This is a genomic window from Pseudomonas sp. NY11955 (assembly GCF_048068035.1).
Lineage (GTDB): Bacteria > Pseudomonadota > Gammaproteobacteria > Pseudomonadales > Pseudomonadaceae > Aquipseudomonas.
In genome coordinates, this window is record NZ_JBLUPS010000015.1 from 13,437 (window position 1) to 29,120 (window position 15,684).

At 60.8% G+C, this 15,684-nt stretch carries 12 protein-coding genes and 6 tRNA genes; 16 read left to right on the forward strand and 2 right to left on the reverse strand.

The features are described from left to right. Window positions 1-68: 68 nt before the first annotated feature. The 14 genes from astA (at window position 69) to mgtE (ending at window position 12,484) form a co-directional block, all read left to right on the forward strand. On the forward strand, window positions 69-1,097 hold the full coding sequence (gene astA, locus ACNFBR_RS23370; protein WP_012273562.1) for an arginine N-succinyltransferase: 1,029 nt from the start codon (window positions 69-71) through the stop codon (window positions 1,095-1,097). Further along, window positions 1,098-2,561, forward strand: a complete 1,464-nt coding sequence (gene astD / locus ACNFBR_RS23375; protein ID WP_416737005.1) for a succinylglutamate-semialdehyde dehydrogenase — start codon at window positions 1,098-1,100, stop codon at window positions 2,559-2,561. A 23-nt stretch (window positions 2,562-2,584) separates the two neighbouring features. After that, a complete protein-coding gene (astB, locus tag ACNFBR_RS23380) occupies window positions 2,585-3,934 on the forward strand; it encodes an N-succinylarginine dihydrolase (protein WP_416737006.1) in 1,350 nt (449 codons plus the stop codon). Between the two features lie 14 nt (window positions 3,935-3,948). Beyond that, complete coding sequence (locus tag ACNFBR_RS23385) at window positions 3,949-4,239, forward strand: topoisomerase II (protein WP_003254508.1); 291 nt, start codon at window positions 3,949-3,951, stop codon at window positions 4,237-4,239. A gap of 10 nt (window positions 4,240-4,249) precedes the next feature. Further along, complete coding sequence (gene astE / locus ACNFBR_RS23390) at window positions 4,250-5,257, forward strand: succinylglutamate desuccinylase (protein ID WP_416737007.1); 1,008 nt, start codon at window positions 4,250-4,252, stop codon at window positions 5,255-5,257. Window positions 5,258-5,553: 296 nt separating this feature from the next. Further along, on the forward strand, window positions 5,554-8,178 hold the full coding sequence (alaS, locus tag ACNFBR_RS23395) for an alanine--tRNA ligase (protein WP_416737008.1): 2,625 nt from the start codon (window positions 5,554-5,556) through the stop codon (window positions 8,176-8,178). An 84-nt stretch (window positions 8,179-8,262) separates the two neighbouring features. Next, window positions 8,263-9,498 carry an aspartate kinase gene (locus tag ACNFBR_RS23400; protein WP_403198594.1) on the forward strand — a complete coding sequence of 412 codons (1,236 nt, stop codon included), beginning with the start codon at window positions 8,263-8,265 and terminating at the stop codon, window positions 9,496-9,498. Window positions 9,499-9,664: 166 nt separating this feature from the next. Next, the gene (gene csrA / locus ACNFBR_RS23405; RefSeq protein WP_003254503.1) at window positions 9,665-9,853 is read left to right on the forward strand and encodes a carbon storage regulator CsrA; all 189 of its coding nucleotides are present in this window, start codon (window positions 9,665-9,667) and stop codon (window positions 9,851-9,853) included. A gap of 72 nt (window positions 9,854-9,925) precedes the next feature. Further along, window positions 9,926-10,016: transfer RNA gene (locus tag ACNFBR_RS23410), tRNA-Ser, on the forward strand. 106 nt (window positions 10,017-10,122) lie between these two features. Further along, window positions 10,123-10,199 (forward strand) — tRNA-Arg (locus ACNFBR_RS23415). Between the two features lie 71 nt (window positions 10,200-10,270). Continuing rightward, window positions 10,271-10,347 (forward strand) — tRNA-Arg (locus ACNFBR_RS23420). A gap of 72 nt (window positions 10,348-10,419) precedes the next feature. After that, window positions 10,420-10,496 (forward strand) — tRNA-Arg (locus ACNFBR_RS23425). Window positions 10,497-10,567: 71 nt separating this feature from the next. Then, window positions 10,568-10,644: transfer RNA gene (locus ACNFBR_RS23430), tRNA-Arg, on the forward strand. 397 nt (window positions 10,645-11,041) lie between these two features. Further along, entirely contained in the window at window positions 11,042-12,484 is a 1,443-nt protein-coding gene (gene mgtE / locus ACNFBR_RS23435; protein WP_416737009.1) for a magnesium transporter, read from the forward strand. A gap of 226 nt (window positions 12,485-12,710) precedes the next feature. Here the strand turns inward: mgtE and ACNFBR_RS23440 are convergent, their stop codons facing one another. Then, a complete protein-coding gene (locus ACNFBR_RS23440; protein WP_003254499.1) occupies window positions 12,711-13,037 on the reverse strand; it encodes an Arc family DNA-binding protein in 327 nt (108 codons plus the stop codon). A gap of 345 nt (window positions 13,038-13,382) precedes the next feature. Between ACNFBR_RS23440 and phnN the strand changes: the two genes are divergently transcribed. Both phnN and ACNFBR_RS23450 read left to right on the forward strand, forming a co-directional pair. Further along, window positions 13,383-13,976: a phosphonate metabolism protein/1,5-bisphosphokinase (PRPP-forming) PhnN gene (phnN, locus tag ACNFBR_RS23445; protein ID WP_416737010.1), complete on the forward strand. Its 594-nt coding sequence runs from the start codon at window positions 13,383-13,385 to the stop codon at window positions 13,974-13,976. Window positions 13,977-14,087: 111 nt separating this feature from the next. Next, window positions 14,088-14,164, forward strand: a tRNA-Arg gene (locus ACNFBR_RS23450). A 132-nt stretch (window positions 14,165-14,296) separates the two neighbouring features. Here the strand turns inward: ACNFBR_RS23450 and ACNFBR_RS23455 are convergent. Beyond that, window positions 14,297-15,664, reverse strand: a complete 1,368-nt coding sequence (locus tag ACNFBR_RS23455; protein WP_416737011.1) for an amino acid permease — start codon at window positions 15,662-15,664, stop codon at window positions 14,297-14,299. Between the last annotated feature and the right edge of the window lie 20 nt (window positions 15,665-15,684).

A 15,684-nucleotide genomic window follows, 5' to 3' on the forward strand; every position in this document is an offset into this window, starting at 1 on the left:
CAGACGTTTCGGGATTGATGCGTTAGCAGAGTTTCGCGCCGGCCCATGCCGCCGCACAAGGAGATAGCATGATCGTTCGTCCTGTACGCAGCAGCGATTTGCCTGCGTTGATCGAATTGGCACGCAGCACCGGCACCACCGGGCTGACCACGCTGCCGGCCAACGAAGAGCGCCTGGGGCATCGCGTTGGCTGGGCGGAAAAGAGCTTCCGTGGCGAAGCCGAGCGTGGCGACACCGACTACCTGTTCGTGCTGGAAAACGACGAAGGCCTGGTGGTGGGCATCAGTGCCATCGCCGGTGCCGTCGGTTTGCGCGAACCCTGGTACAACTACCGGGTCGGCCTGACCGTCAGCGCCTCGCAGGAGCTGAAGATCTACCGCGAAATCCCCACGCTGTTCCTGGCCAACGACCTGACCGGCAACTCTGAGCTGTGCTCGCTGTTCCTGCGTAGCGACTACCGCTCCGGCCTCAATGGCCGCCTGCTGTCACGCGCACGCATGCTGTTCATTGCCGAGTTCCCCGAGCTGTTCGGCAAGAAGATCATTGCCGAAATGCGTGGCATGTCCGATGAACAGGGCCGCTCGCCGTTCTGGGAAAGCCTGGGCCGGCACTTCTTCAAGATGGAGTTCAGCCAGGCCGACTACCTCACCGGTGTGGGTAACAAGTCGTTCATTGCCGAGCTGATGCCCAAGTTCCCGCTCTACACCTGCTTCCTGTCCGAGGCGGCGCGCAACGTGATCGGCCGCGTGCACAAAGACACCGAGCCGGCGCTGGCGATGCTCAAGCAAGAGGGCTTCAACTACCAGGGTTACGTCGATATCTTCGACGCCGGCCCCGCCATCGAATGCGACACTGCCAAGATCCGCGCCGTGCGCGAGAGCCAGACGCTGGTGCTGGCGGTAGGTACGCCAGGCGATGATGCCACCCCTTTCATCATCCACAACCGCAAGCGCGACGACTGCCGCATCACGGCTGCACCTGCGCGGCTGGCCGCCGGCACGCTGGTGGTCGACCCGCTGACCGCCAAGCGCCTGCGCATGGGCGCTGGCGACAATGTGCGCGCAGTGCCGCTGTCGGCTAGCCGGGAGGCCCAGTAAATGACCACGCATTACATCGCAGGCAATTGGCAGGCCGGCCAGGGCGAAACCCTGCAGTCACTGAACCCGGTGACCCAGGCCGTGATTTGGCAGGGGCAGGGCGCTGACGCCAGCCAGGTGGATGCTGCCGTGCAGGCCGCGCGGCAAGCCTTCCCGGCTTGGGCGCAATTGAGCCTGGAGGCGCGTATCGATGTGCTGGAGAAGTTTGCCGCCCAGCTGAAAGTGCATGCCCAAGCCATGGCCCAGTGCATTGGCGAGGAAACCGGGAAGCCGCTGTGGGAGTCGGCGACCGAAGTCACCAGCATGGTCAACAAGGTGGCGATTTCGGTACAAAGCTACCGCGAGCGCACCGGTGAAAAGAGTGGCCCACTGGCCGATGCCACGGCTGTTTTGCGGCACAAACCCCATGGTGTGGTGGCGGTGTTCGGCCCTTACAACTTCCCGGGGCACCTGCCCAATGGCCATATCGTGCCGGCGCTGTTGGCAGGCAACTGCGTGGTGTTCAAGCCTAGCGAGCTGACCCCAAAGGTCGCCGAGCTCACCGTCAACTGCTGGATTGCCGCCGGCCTGCCGGCAGGTGTGCTGAACCTGGTGCAGGGGGCGCGTGAAACCGGCGTGGCACTGGCCGCCAACCCGGGTATCGATGGCCTGTTCTTCACCGGCTCCAGCCGCACCGGCAACCTGCTGCATCAACAATTCGCCGGGCGCCCGGACAAGATCCTGGCCCTGGAAATGGGTGGCAACAACCCGCTCGTGGTGGACGAGGTCAAGGACCTCGACGCGGCGGTGTACACCATCATTCAGTCGGCGTTCATTTCCGCCGGCCAACGTTGCACCTGCGCACGGCGCCTGCTGGTGCCGCAAGGTACCTGGGGCGATGCGCTGATGGCGCGCCTGGTCGAGGTATGCAAAACCATCACGGTGGGGGCGTTCGATGCACAGCCGGCGCCGTTCATGGGCTCGGTGATTTCGCTGCAGGCGGCGCGGGCGCTGATTGCGGCCCAGGCCGAACTGGCCGCCAAAGGCGGCGTCAAGCTGCTGGAAATGACCCAGCCGCAGGCCGATGCCGCACTGCTGACCCCGGGTATCATCGATGTCACCGCCGTGGCCGAGCGCCCGGACGAAGAGTTCTTCGGCCCGCTGCTGCAGGTGATTCGCTACGGCGACTTCGATGCTGCCATCGATGAAGCCAACAACACCCAGTACGGCCTGGCCGCCGGTTTGTTGTCTGACTCGCGCGCCCGCTACCAGTACTTCTGGTTGCGCAGCCGCGCCGGCATCGTCAATTGGAACAAGCAACTGACCGGTGCTGCCAGCAGCGCACCGTTCGGTGGCGTGGGTGCCAGCGGCAACCACCGCGCCAGCGCCTACTACGCGGCCGACTACTGCGCTTACCCCGTGGCTTCGCTGGAAACCGCCAGCCTTGCCTTGCCGGCGACCCTGACGCCGGGCGTCACCCTATAACAACAGGTCACGGAGCCTAGCCGATGAAATCCTACGAAGTGAATTTTGATGGCCTGGTGGGGCCTACCCACAACTATGGCGGCCTGTCCTACGGCAACGTGGCTTCGCAGAGCAACAGCCAGCAGGGGTCCAACCCGCGCGAAGCCGCCCGGCAGGGCCTGGCGAAGATGAAAGCGCTGGCCGACCTGGGCTTCAAGCAGGGCGTTCTGGCGCCGCAGGAGCGCCCGGACGTGGCTGCACTGCGTCGCCTGGGCTTCAGCGGCAGCGATGCCGAAGTGATCCAGCGCGCCGCCAAGGAGGCCATGCCTCTGCTGGTGGCCAGTTGCTCGGCCTCGAGCATGTGGGTGGCCAACGCCGCCACGGTCAGCCCCAGTGCCGACACTGCGGACGGCCGCGTGCACTTCACCGCCGCCAACCTCAACTGCAAATACCACCGCAGCATCGAGCACCCGACCACCAGCCGCGTGCTGGGCGCCATGTTCAACAACCAGAAACACTTTGCCCACCACGCAGCGCTGCCTGCCGTGGCACAGTTCGGCGACGAAGGCGCGGCCAACCACACGCGCTTCTGCCGCGCCTATGGCGAGGCTGGCGTGGAGTTCTTCGTCTACGGCCGCAGTGCTTTCGACAGTCGCTACCCGGCGCCGCAGAAGTACCCGGCGCGGCAAACCCTGGAGGCCTCGCAGGCCGTGGCCCGATTGCACGGCCTGAGCGACGACGGTGTGGTCTACGCTCAACAGAACCCAGCGGTAATTGACCAGGGTGTGTTCCACAATGACGTGATTTCGGTGGGTAACGGCGAAGTGCTGTTCTACCACGAGGACGCGTTCCTCGACACCGACGCGGTGCTCGGTCAGCTGCAAGCTAAACTGGCCAGCAAGGGTGGCAACTTCCAGGCCATCTGCGTACCGCGGGCAGCGGTAGCGGTAGAGGACGCCGTGCGTTCCTACTTGTTCAACAGCCAGCTGATCAGCCGCGAAGATGGCTCCATGCTGCTGGTGGTGCCGGAAGAGTGCCGTAACAACGAGCGGGTCTGGGCCTACCTGGGCCAGTTGACCAGCCAGGGCGGCCCGGTGAAGGAGGTCAAGGTATTCGATCTCAAGCAGAGCATGCAGAACGGTGGTGGCCCGGCTTGCCTGCGTTTGCGCGTGGCTTTGAAGGAAACGGAACTGGCGGCGGTCAACCAAGGCGTTATCATGACGGCCTCGCTGTACGACACGCTGCTGCAGTGGGTCGACAGGCACTATCGCGATCGCCTTGGCGAAGCAGACCTGGCCGACCCGCAACTGCTGGTGGAATGCCGTACGGCACTGGACGAATTGACCCAGATCCTGAAGTTGGGCTCGGTGTACCCGTTCCAACGCCAACCTTGAAGAGAGACTTTGCAATGACCGACGCCCTGCGCCTGATCCTCGAAGATGAAGACGGCACCCAGCTGGAAACTTCCTGCACCCGCTTTGCCGTGGTCTGGCAGGGCAAGGAAGTGTGGATTCAGCAGGACGGCCGTGGCCAACTGCTGATCGGCGTGGATGTCGAGGAAGACGACACCGAGTACGCCAACCTGCTGCTGCGCCCGATGGCCACCAACCTGGTCAGCCTGCAACTGGAAATGGAGCCGGCGGAACTCGGCGAAGACGACGATCACGTCCATGGCCCCGACTGCGGCCACCATCACTAAGGAAGTACCTATGCTCGCCCTTGGCAAATTGCTTGAGCTGACCCTCACCGATCACGAACCGGCCGAGAAGACCCAAGTGACACCCAAGGGCGCGCGTTTGCGCTGGCTGGGGGAGGGCGCGCTCGAAGTGCGCCCGGCCGAAAGCGAGGATTGCGGGCTGGACTTGCTGCTGTCCGCCGGTATTCATGGCAACGAAACAGCGCCGATCGAATTGCTCGAGCGGCTGCTGCACGGCGTGGCCAACGGCAAGATCAAACCCAAGGCGCGGGTACTGTTCCTGTTCGGCAACCCGGCGGCAATCCGCAAGGGCGAGCGTTTTATCGAACAGGACATCAACCGCCTTTTCAATGGTCGTCACGAGCTTTCCAGCGGTTTCGAGGCGTTGCGTGCCGCCGAACTGGAGCAGTTTGCCAGGGTGTTCTTCAGTAAGCCGGGGCGCAGCCGCCTGCATTACGACCTGCATACGGCCATCCGCGGCTCGAAGATCGAACAATTCGCCTTGTACCCCTATAAAGAAGGGCGCAAGCACTCCCGTCGCGAACTGGCGCGCCTGGCGGCAGCGGGTATGGAAGCGGTGTTGCTGCAAAGCAAGTCGTCCATCACCTTCAGCGCGTTCACTTATGAGCAGTTGGATGCCGAAGCCTTCACCCTCGAACTGGGCAAGGCGCGCCCGTTCGGCCAGAACGAACAGGTCAACCTGGATAAATTGGAAGAGCGGCTGATCCGCATCATCGAGGCTACCGAGCCTGAGGGCGAGGAGTCGTTGGATGGCCTGCAGCTGTTCAGTGTCTCTCGCGAGATCATCAAGCACAGCGACAGCTTCCACCTGCACCTGCCGGCGGATATCGAGAACTTCTCCGAGCTGAGCAAGGGCTACCTGCTGGCCGAAGACCTGGCCGAAATGCGCTGGGTGGTCGAAGAGGAGGGGGCGCGCATCATTTTCCCCAACCCAAAGGTCAGGAATGGCCTGCGTGCTGGCATTCTGATCGTTCCGGATTCGGGGCAACGCCTGGGCTGAGAGGCCCAGGTCTGCACTGATTCTTGGATCCCTCTTTCCCCATGAAACTCTTTTAATTCACCGCCTGTTCCATTTTCCCTCCCCATAAGCGGTAATTGGCTTGCCAGTGGCGAAACACAGGATTTAGCATCCGGTCATGTCATTTTCGTTTGCATAGCCCGAAAAACCGTCCAAACGACAGTTTCTATCGTATAAACACACTGCATCGAGATTGCAGGACCGATATAATGCGGCCCTTTGCCGTCGTTTCGTCGACGTGTTTGCCCAACAGGGCCGCCGTTTCCGTGGAAGAACCTATGAAAAGCGCAGAAATCCGTGAAGCCTTCCTTCGCTTCTTCGAAGAGCAAGGCCATACCCGAGTCGCCTCCAGTTCGCTGATCCCGAACAGCGACCCGACCCTGCTGTTCACCAACGCAGGCATGAACCAGTTCAAGGACTGTTTCCTCGGTGCGGAGAAGCGTGCCTACACCCGTGCCGTCAGCAGCCAGAAGTGCGTGCGCGCCGGTGGCAAGCACAACGACCTGGAAAACGTCGGCTACACCGCGCGTCACCACACGTTCTTCGAAATGCTGGGTAACTTCAGTTTCGGCGACTATTTCAAGCGTGACGCCATCACCTTCGCCTGGACCTTCCTGACCTCGGACAAATGGCTGAACCTGCCCAAGGAAAAACTCTGGGTCACCGTCTACGCCACTGACGACGAAGCCTACGACATCTGGACCAAGGAAGTCGGCGTGCCGGCCGAGCGCATGGTGCGCATCGGCGACAACAAAGGCGCCCCGTACGCCTCCGACAACTTCTGGACCATGGGCGACACCGGCCCATGCGGCCCGTGCACCGAAATCTTCTATGATCACGGCCCGGACATCTGGGGCGGCCCACCCGGCTCGCCTGAGGAAGACGGCGACCGCTACATCGAGATCTGGAACAACGTCTTCATGCAGTTCAACCGCACTGCCGATGGCGTGCTGCACCCGCTGCCAGCGCCGTCGGTGGACACCGGCATGGGTCTGGAGCGTGTCAGCGCCGTGCTGCAGCACGTGCATTCGAACTATGAGATCGACCTGTTCCAGAACCTGCTGGCTGCCGCGGCCAAGGCCATCGGCTGCAGCAATGACGGCCAGGCTTCGCTGAAAGTGGTCGCCGACCACATCCGTTCGTGCGGTTTCCTGATTGCCGATGGCGTCCTGCCGTCCAACGAAGGCCGTGGCTACGTGCTGCGCCGCATCATTCGTCGCGCTTGCCGCCATGGCAACAAGCTGGGCGCCAAGGGCAGCTTCTTCTACCAGATCGTGGCCGCACTGGCTGCAGAAATGGGCGAAGCGTTCCCGGAGCTGAAGAGCCAGCAAGCGCACATCGAGCGTGTGCTCAAGGCCGAAGAAGAGCAGTTCGCCAAGACCTTGGAGCAGGGCCTGCGCATCCTCGAGCAAGACCTGGCCCAGCTCAAAGGCGACGTGGTGCCAGGCGACGTGGTGTTCAAGCTGTACGACACCTACGGCTTCCCGATGGACCTGACCGCCGACATCGCCCGTGAGCGCGAGCTGACTATCGACGAAGCTGGCTTCGAGCGCGAAATGGACGCCCAGCGTGAGCGCGCCCGCTCCGCCAGCGCCTTCGGCATGGATTACAACAGCCTGGTAAAAGTCGACAGCGCCACCGAATTCCTCGGCTACGACGCCACCGAAGGCCAAGGCAAGATCATTGCCCTGTACAAGGACGGCCAGGCCGTCGACCAGCTGGGTGAAGGCGAGCAGGGCGTGGTCGTGCTCGACCGCACACCGTTCTACGCCGAGTCCGGCGGCCAGGTGGGCGATACCGGCTTCCTGCAGGCTGGCGCTGCACGTTTTGACGTGCGCGACACCACCAAGACTGGCGGCGCCTTCCTGCACCACGGCGTGGTCGCCAGCGGTGCGCTGGTGATCGGTTCGCCAGTCGAGGCCAAGGTCGATGCCGATGTGCAGCACGCCACCTCGCTGAACCATTCCGCCACGCACCTGCTGCACGAAGCACTGCGCCAGGTACTGGGCGAGCACGTACAGCAGAAGGGCTCGCTGGTCGACAGCCAGCGCCTGCGTTTCGACTTCAGCCACTTCGAGGCGGTGAAGCCAGAGCAGATCAAGGCCCTGGAAGACATCGTCAACCGCGAAGTGCGCAAGAACACCGCTGTTGAAACCGAACTGACCGACATCGAAACCGCCAAGGCCAAAGGCGCCATGGCGCTGTTCGGCGAGAAGTACGGCGACACCGTGCGTGTACTGAGCATGGGCGGCGATTTCTCGGTGGAACTGTGCGGCGGTATCCACGCCAAGCGCACCGGTGATATCAGCCTGTTCAAGATCATCAGCGAAGGCGGCGTGGCTTCTGGGGTGCGCCGTATCGAAGCGGTTACCGGCGCCGCTGCGCTGGCCTACCTGAACGCTGCCGAAGAGCAGGTCAAGGAAGCCGCACAGCTGGTCAAAGGCAACCGTGACAACCTGATCGACAAGCTGTCGGCTGTGCTCGAGCGCAACCGTCAGTTGGAGAAGCAGCTGGAGCAGCTGCAGGCCAAGGCCGCCAGCGCCGCCGGGGACGATCTCTCCAATGCGGCCGTTGAGGTCAAGGGTGCCAAGGTGCTTGCCGCCCGCCTGGATGGGCAGGACGGCAAGGCCCTGCTGGCCCTGGTCGATCAGCTGAAGAACAAGCTCGGCCACGCAGTGATCCTGCTGGGCAGCGAGCATGAGGGCAAGGTCGTGCTGGTGGCCGGCGTGACCAAAGACCTCTCCAGCCAACTCAAGGCTGGCGATCTGATGAAACAAGCCGCTGCGGCGGTGGGTGGCAAGGGCGGTGGCCGTCCGGACATGGCCCAGGGCGGTGGCGTCGACGTCGCTGCACTGGACCAGGCCCTGGCGCTGGCCGTGCCATTCGCAGAGCAGGGACTTTGAGATGAAGGGGTGGATGGTCTAGTCGTCCACCCCTTCATGTTGGATTGTTTTTTGGGGCCCTGTATGGGCTGAGGCACCATTGAAATGGCGTTGATCGTACAGAAATTTGGCGGCACCTCTGTCGGTTCCATCGAGCGGATCGAGCAGGTAGCCGAAAAGGTCAAGAAACACCGTGAGGCGGGCGACGACCTGGTGGTTGTGCTGTCGGCCATGAGCGGTGAAACCAATCGCCTGATCGACCTGGCCAAGCAGATCACCGATCAGCCGGTTCCACGTGAACTGGACGTGATCGTGTCGACCGGGGAGCAGGTCACCATTGCCCTGCTGACCATGGCCTTGATCAAGCGCGGTGTGCCAGCGGTGTCCTATACCGGCAACCAGGTGCGCATTCTCACCGACAGCGCGCACAACAAGGCGCGCATCCTGCAGATCGACGACCAGAAGATTCGTGCCGACCTCAAGGAAGGCCGCGTGGTCGTGGTTGCAGGCTTCCAGGGCGTCGACGAGCACGGCAGCATCACCACCCTGGGCCGTGGCGGCTCCGACACCACCGGCGTGGCCCTGGCGGCGGCGCTGAAGGCTGACGAGTGCCAGATCTACACCGATGTCGATGGCGTCTACACCACCGACCCGCGTGTCGTGCCGCAGGCGCGTCGCCTGGAAAAGATCACCTTCGAAGAGATGCTGGAAATGGCCAGCCTCGGGTCCAAGGTGTTGCAGATCCGTTCGGTGGAGTTCGCCGGCAAGTACAACGTTCCGCTGCGCGTGCTGCACAGCTTCAAGGAGGGTCCGGGTACCCTCATTACCATTGATGAAGAGGAATCCATGGAACAGCCGATCATTTCCGGTATCGCCTTCAACCGTGATGAAGCCAAGCTGACCATTCGCGGCGTGCCGGACACTCCGGGCGTGGCCTTCAAGATCCTCGGCCCGATCAGCGCTTCGAACATCGAAGTCGACATGATCGTGCAGAACGTTGCCCACGATAACACCACCGACTTCACCTTCACCGTACACCGCAACGAGTACGAGAAGGCGCAGAGCGTGCTGGAAAACACCGCCCGTGAAATCGGTGCCCGTGAAGTGATCGGCGATACCAAGATCGCCAAGGTCTCGATCGTGGGCGTCGGCATGCGTTCGCACGCCGGTGTTGCCAGCCGCATGTTCGAAGCCCTGGCCAAGGAAAGCATCAACATCCAGATGATCTCCACCTCCGAAATCAAGGTTTCGGTCGTGATCGAAGAGAAGTACCTGGAGCTGGCCGTACGCGCGCTGCACACCGCGTTCGAGCTTGATGCTCCTGCCCGACAGGGCGAGTAAGGCGCTGCCTGGAAGGGCGCGGCTTGCCGCGCCCTTCGCGTTTCTGCTCGCCGTGCAGGCCCTGTCCTGCCCTGTGCGGCGAGTAACCGGGGCTACGGTCGCCGTCCACGACCCGTCCCCGACACCCAAGACTGTTACCCCTGAATGTTTGCGTAAGGAGAAAGCTATGTTGATTCTGACTCGTCGGTGCGCCGAGAGCCTGATCATTGGAGACGGCGAGATCACCGTGACGGTGCTTGGCGTCAAAGGCAACCAGGTGCGTATTGGCGTCAGCGCCCCGAAAGAAGTGGCTGTTCACCGCGAGGAAATCTACCTGCGGATCAAGAAGGAGAAGGATGAAGAGCCAAGCCTTTAATTTTTTTGAAGTTTTTTTCAAAAAAAGGGTTGCAAAGGTGAAAGAGGTTCTTTAATATTCGCCTCGTGTTGCGGTGAGGTGGCCGAGTGGCCGAAGGCGCTCCCCTGCTAAGGGAGTATACCTCATAAGGGTATCGGGGGTTCGAATCCCCCCTTCACCGCCATTATTTGCGTAGGGCGCTGTAAACGGTAAGAACGCTAAGTAGTTGTTTTTAAACGAAAATGTTCTTGCAATAATGTTTCAGCGACCTATAATGCGCGGCAAGACACGGACTCATAGCTCAGCTGGATAGAGTACTCGGCTACGAACCGAGCGGTCGCAGGTTCGAATCCTGCTGAGTCCGCCACTTTTGAAGTGGCTTTGCTTGCAAGGCTGCTTCAATAAACCAGCGGTAGCTGGTCTAAAACTACCAATCGCGGACTCATAGCTCAGCTGGATAGAGTACTCGGCTACGAACCGAGCGGTCGCAGGTTCGAATCCTGCTGAGTCCGCCACTTTTTGAAGTGGCTCTGCTTGCAAAGCTGCTTCAGTCAACCAGCGGTAATCTGGTCTAAAACTACCACCACGGACTCATAGCTCAGCTGGATAGAGTACTCGGCTACGAACCGAGCGGTCGCAGGTTCGAATCCTGCTGAGTCCGCCACTTTTGAAGTGGCTCTGCTTGCAAAGCTGCTTCAGTCAACCAGTGGTAATCTGGTCTAAAACTACCACCACGGACTCATAGCTCAGCTGGATAGAGTACTCGGCTACGAACCGAGCGGTCGCAGGTTCGAATCCTGCTGAGTCCGCCATATCCCATCAAGAAGCCCGCTCAATTGAGCGGGCTTTTTGTTTTCTGCGCCAATGAATTGTTGATGATGTCGATCTACGCTCTTCAGTAATGAGTGTGCTGTAGCGTGGAGCCGCTGCGCGGCTGCAAAAACCAAATGTGCTTTCCCACCCATGACAACCGTCGCACTGATAGCTTCGAGCGTTGTCCTAGCTTTATCGCGCAAACGATTGTTCTGGCCAAAAATTTAAGCGATCTGACAGCTTTAGCAGTGTATGATTGCGCCCGTCAGCCCCGCCGGGGCTTGTGGAAAACCACCATGGACTTACCCAGTAGTTACTCGCTAACAAGATTCATACAGAAAGATCTGACCGATTGATTCTCCCGGCGTGCTCCGCTGCTGGGAGTGGAGTTCGCCTATGACTGAAGTAGAAGTAAAAAAAGCGCAAGAAAGCCTGCAGGATCGCCTGGCCCAGGTGGTCGAACTGCTGCAGCGTCAGCGCGTGGTCGAAGACCTGACCCACCGCCAGGAAGGCGCGCACAACGATCTGGTGGAAAACCTGGTCCACCGCCAGAACCTCGTCGAGCTGCAGCGCAAGCTCGATGACCTGCACCCTGCCGACATCGCCTATATCCTCGAAGCCTTGCCCCTGGAAGACCGTCTGACGGTCTGGCAGCTGGTGCGCTCGGACCGCGATGGCGACATTCTGCTGGAAGTTTCCGACGCGGTTCGCCAATCCCTGATCGCCGACATGGACGATCACGAATTGTTGGCCGCCGCCAAGGAAATGGACGCCGACGAGCTGGCCGACCTGGCCCCTGAACTGCCGCGTGATGTTGTTCACGAGCTCATGGAAACCCTCGATGCCCAGCAACGCGAACGCGTGCGTTCGGCGCTGAGCTACGACGAGGAGCAGGTCGGTGCGCTGATGGACTTCGAGATGGTCACCATCCGCGAAGATGTCAGCCTGGAGGTGGTGCTGCGTTACCTGCGCCGTCTGAAAGAGCTGCCGAACCACACCGACAAACTGTTCGTGGTCGATTACGACGGCATTCTCAAGGGTGTATTGCCGATCAAGCGCTTGTTGGTCAACGACCCGGAGAAGAAGGTGGCGGAGGTCATGGCCACCGACCCCGTGTCCTTCCAGCCCGAGGAAGATGCCTATGACGCTGCGCAGGCCTTCGAACGTTATGACTTGGTTTCGGCTCCCGTAGTCGATAAGAGCGAACGCTTGATCGGCCGTCTGACCATCGACGAAATGGTCGACCTGATCCGTGAGGAGAGCGAGAGCGAAGTCCTCAACATGGCGGGTCTGCGTGAAGAGGAAGATATCTTCGCCTCGGTCTGGCGTTCGTTTCGCAACCGTTGGGCATGGCTGGCGATCAACCTGATTACTGCCTTCCTCGCTTCGCGGGTGATCGGGGTGTTCGAAGGTTCGATTGAAAAGCTGGTGGCGTTGGCTGCGTTGATGCCCATTGTTGCGGGTATTGGTGGCAACTCTGGTAACCAGACCATCACCATGATTGTCCGCGCCATGGCGCTGGACCAAGTGTCGCCTGGCAATACCAGCCGCCTGATGCGCAAGGAATTGGCAGTGTCGCTGATCAACGGCCTGGTTTGGGGCGGCGTGATCGGCGCGGTGGCTTTCTGGTTGTATGGCAGTTGGTCGCTGGGGGTGGTGATGACCGCTGCGATGACTTTGAACCTGTTGCTGGCGGCGTTGATGGGCGTGTTGATCCCGATGACATTGGCCCGCCTGGGGCGCGACCCGGCCATGGGTGCAAGTGTGATGATCACTGCTGTGACCGACAGCGGCGGCTTCTTCATCTTCCTTGGCCTGGCCACGCTGTTCCTGCTTTAACCCGTTTCTTGGCCTGGCTGTGGGTGGATTCCAAGGCAAACACAGGCGCGGTGTAGGAGCAGCCTTGTGCTGCGAAGAGGCCCGCATGGCAAAAGGCTGTGCTGGCCTCTTCGCAGCACAAGGCTGCTCCTACAGGGGGACGGGGTAGTTTGGGTGATGGTGTGAGACAGTCGCCCACAAAAAAGCCAGCTTACGCTGGCTTTTTTGTATTCGCTGCAGGCCGGCCTCAGGAGGCGTCGGCGGCCATTTCCACATCGTGAGCGATGAGGGCGACCAAGGCGTTCTGCTGGCGGTGGGAAAGTTGGCGGAACCGCTGCAGTAACTCGCGCTCATGCAGGGACAGTTCAGGGCTGTCCAAGCGCATGCTCAACTCGTCACCCAGCGCACCTTCCTGGATAAGGCTCTGTTCCAGGCGCGCGATAATTTCGGAGTTCATGCTGCGGTGGTGGTTGCGCGCTACCTCGGCAATGCGCTCACGCATCCCGTCTGGCAGGCGGACGACAAACTTGTCAGCGGTGCGGCTCGAATAAATAGCCTGTTTCATTGGGCGCATATAAATTGACCGGAGTTTGGTTCAGGGGAAGCGGTTCTCAAATTGGCCGCACGGGGTGGAAGTACGACCGTGGCGACGACAAAATGTTCAACCGTCAGTGAAAAATGGATGCTCATCTTGCCTCATGGTCGCCGTTTCCTTGGCGTCAATTCTGTGACAAATAGTGAGCCGGATAAAGGCTTTATGCCAGTACCAATTATCAGAAATGAGTACTGGTTTGAAAAGTTTTACATACTCCGGCTTGCCTGACCGTCAGTCTTTTGCCGTCAAAAACTGGTAAAACGCAGCAAAAGACCTGGAAAACCCCTAGAATGCGCCGGTTCCCCTCCGTAGAGCATAGTGGCTATGCAACATGACGCAAGCGACCGCCGATCAGGGACAGGCCGGTTGATATTTCTGATAGGACCGTCGGGGTCTGGGAAAGATTCCCTGATCGACGCGTCGCGTGAGCGGTTGGCAGCCGCTGGGGTGGAAATTGCCCGTCGCGTCATCACTCGCTCGGCTGAAGCCAAGGGCGAAGCCGCCCAAGGGGTCACGCCTGAACAGTTCGAGGCCCTGCGCGCGCAGGGCGCTTTTGCCATGCACTGGCGGGCCAATGGCCTGGACTACGGCATACCCCGGCAGGTGGACCAGTGGCTGGCGGCGGGCAGGGCGGTGTTGGTGAATGGTTCGCGGGCTTATCTGGCAGAGGCTCGTCAGCGCTATCCAGACGTGTTGGCCGTGTTGGTCGAGGTCAAGCCTGAGGTGCTGCGCCAGCGCTTGCTAGCTCGGGGCCGGGAAACCGCAGAAGAAGTGCAGCAGCGTCTGGCACGCAACGTACGTTTGCAGGCGGCAGCCGACCCGTCGGTGCATGTGCTGGATAATTCCACTGCCTTGGAGGTTGCTGTCGAAGGGTTGTTCGCGTTGCTGCGCGATGAGGGTGTGTTGCCTCGGGCTTAGCGATGCCAGAAAAGGATTACGCGAAAAAGCCCGGCGCAGACATGACAAATGCCAGCATGCTGGTTAACATGCTTGCCGTCCCGCTGTGCAGCGCTTGCTGCCGGTGCTTGCGTCTCAGTAGCTCAATTGGATAGAGCATCCCCCTCCTAAGGGGAAGGTTGCAGGTTCAATTCCTGCCTGGGACGCCATTTCTCCCCGCTCCCTTACGCTCGCCTCCCATCATTGCAACGCGCAATGGTGTTTGCGGCTGTCTGTGGGGTCAGTGCCCGTACTTGCATCGGCGCCGCGCGGTCCTTATCGGACCGCACAGCGCAGGCGGCTCAGTTGGTTGCCAGCTTGCCACTCAGGCGCTGACGCATCACGAAGTACCCCGTCACCACCAGCACTACTGTCAGCACCGTGAACCAGAACTGGAAACGTGCCACCGGGTCGAATGCCTGAGTGCCGATCACCGCCAGCAAGGCGAACAGCGCAACGATATTGGCATACGGGAACAGCCAGGCGCGGAAGGCGTTCGGGTCAACCGCTTCGTGGCGGGTTTTCCAGCGCATGGCCACGTGGGCGATGATGATGAAGATCCACACCACCATCACCAGGCTGCCGGTGCTTTTGGCCAGGGTCATGAACAGGTCGCCGCCGCTGACAAAGTGCACGGTCAGGATCATGGTGCAGATCGACAGGCTCAGCAGCAGTGCATTGATTGGCACGCCCTTGGCGCTGGTGCGCGAGAACAGCTTGGGGGCGTGGCCACGCTGGCTCAGCGAGAACAACATGCGCGAGTTGGAGAACATGAACGAGTTCATCACCGACATGAACGAGACGAACAGCACCAGCTTCATCGCTACCGCCGCGCCACCGAACCCGGCCAGGCTGAATAGCGAAACATAGGGCGAGGCCAGGTTGGCCTTGTCGGTCCAGGGCAGGCAAAGGATCAGGATCGACACGGAACCTACGTAGAACAGCATCACCCGCAAGATGACGCTCTTGATCGCGCGGATCACGTTGCGCCGTGGGTTCTCCGACTCGCCTGCGGCTACAGCGGCAATTTCGCTGCCGCCCAGGGAGAAGATCACCACGATCACGCCGGCCATCACGGGTGAAAGGCCGTTAGGCATGAAACCATCATGGGCGGTGAGGTTGACCAGGCCGGGGGAGGGAATGTCGCTGTGCAGGCCGAGCAGGATCGAGAGGCCTAGCAGCATGAAGATTAGGATGGTGGCGACCTTCATCGCGGCCAGCCAGTACTCCACTTCGGCAAACGAACGCACCGAGTAGGCATTGCTGGCCATCAGGGTCACCAGCATCAGGAAGGCGCCTGCCCAGATCGGCAGCCAGGGTAGAAAGTCATGCAGGATGGCGCCCAGCAATACCGCTTCGAGGGTGATGGTCATCATCGACTTGAACCAGTACAGCCAGCCCACTGCAAACCCTGCCCAATCGCCGAGGTAGGTGTTGGCGTAGGTCGAGAACGACCCGGCATCCGGGTTGCGACAGGCCATTTCGCCGAGCATGAACATGACCAGGGTGACCACCAGGCCACCAATGAAATACGACAGGATGGCCGCAGGCCCTGCCGATGCGATCAATGAGCCTGAGCCCATGAACAACCCTGCACCGATCACCCCACCCAGCGCGATCATGGTGATATGCCGCTGCTTGAGGCTTTGCTTCAAACTGTTGGATTGCATTTCCTTGTCCTCTCTTATTA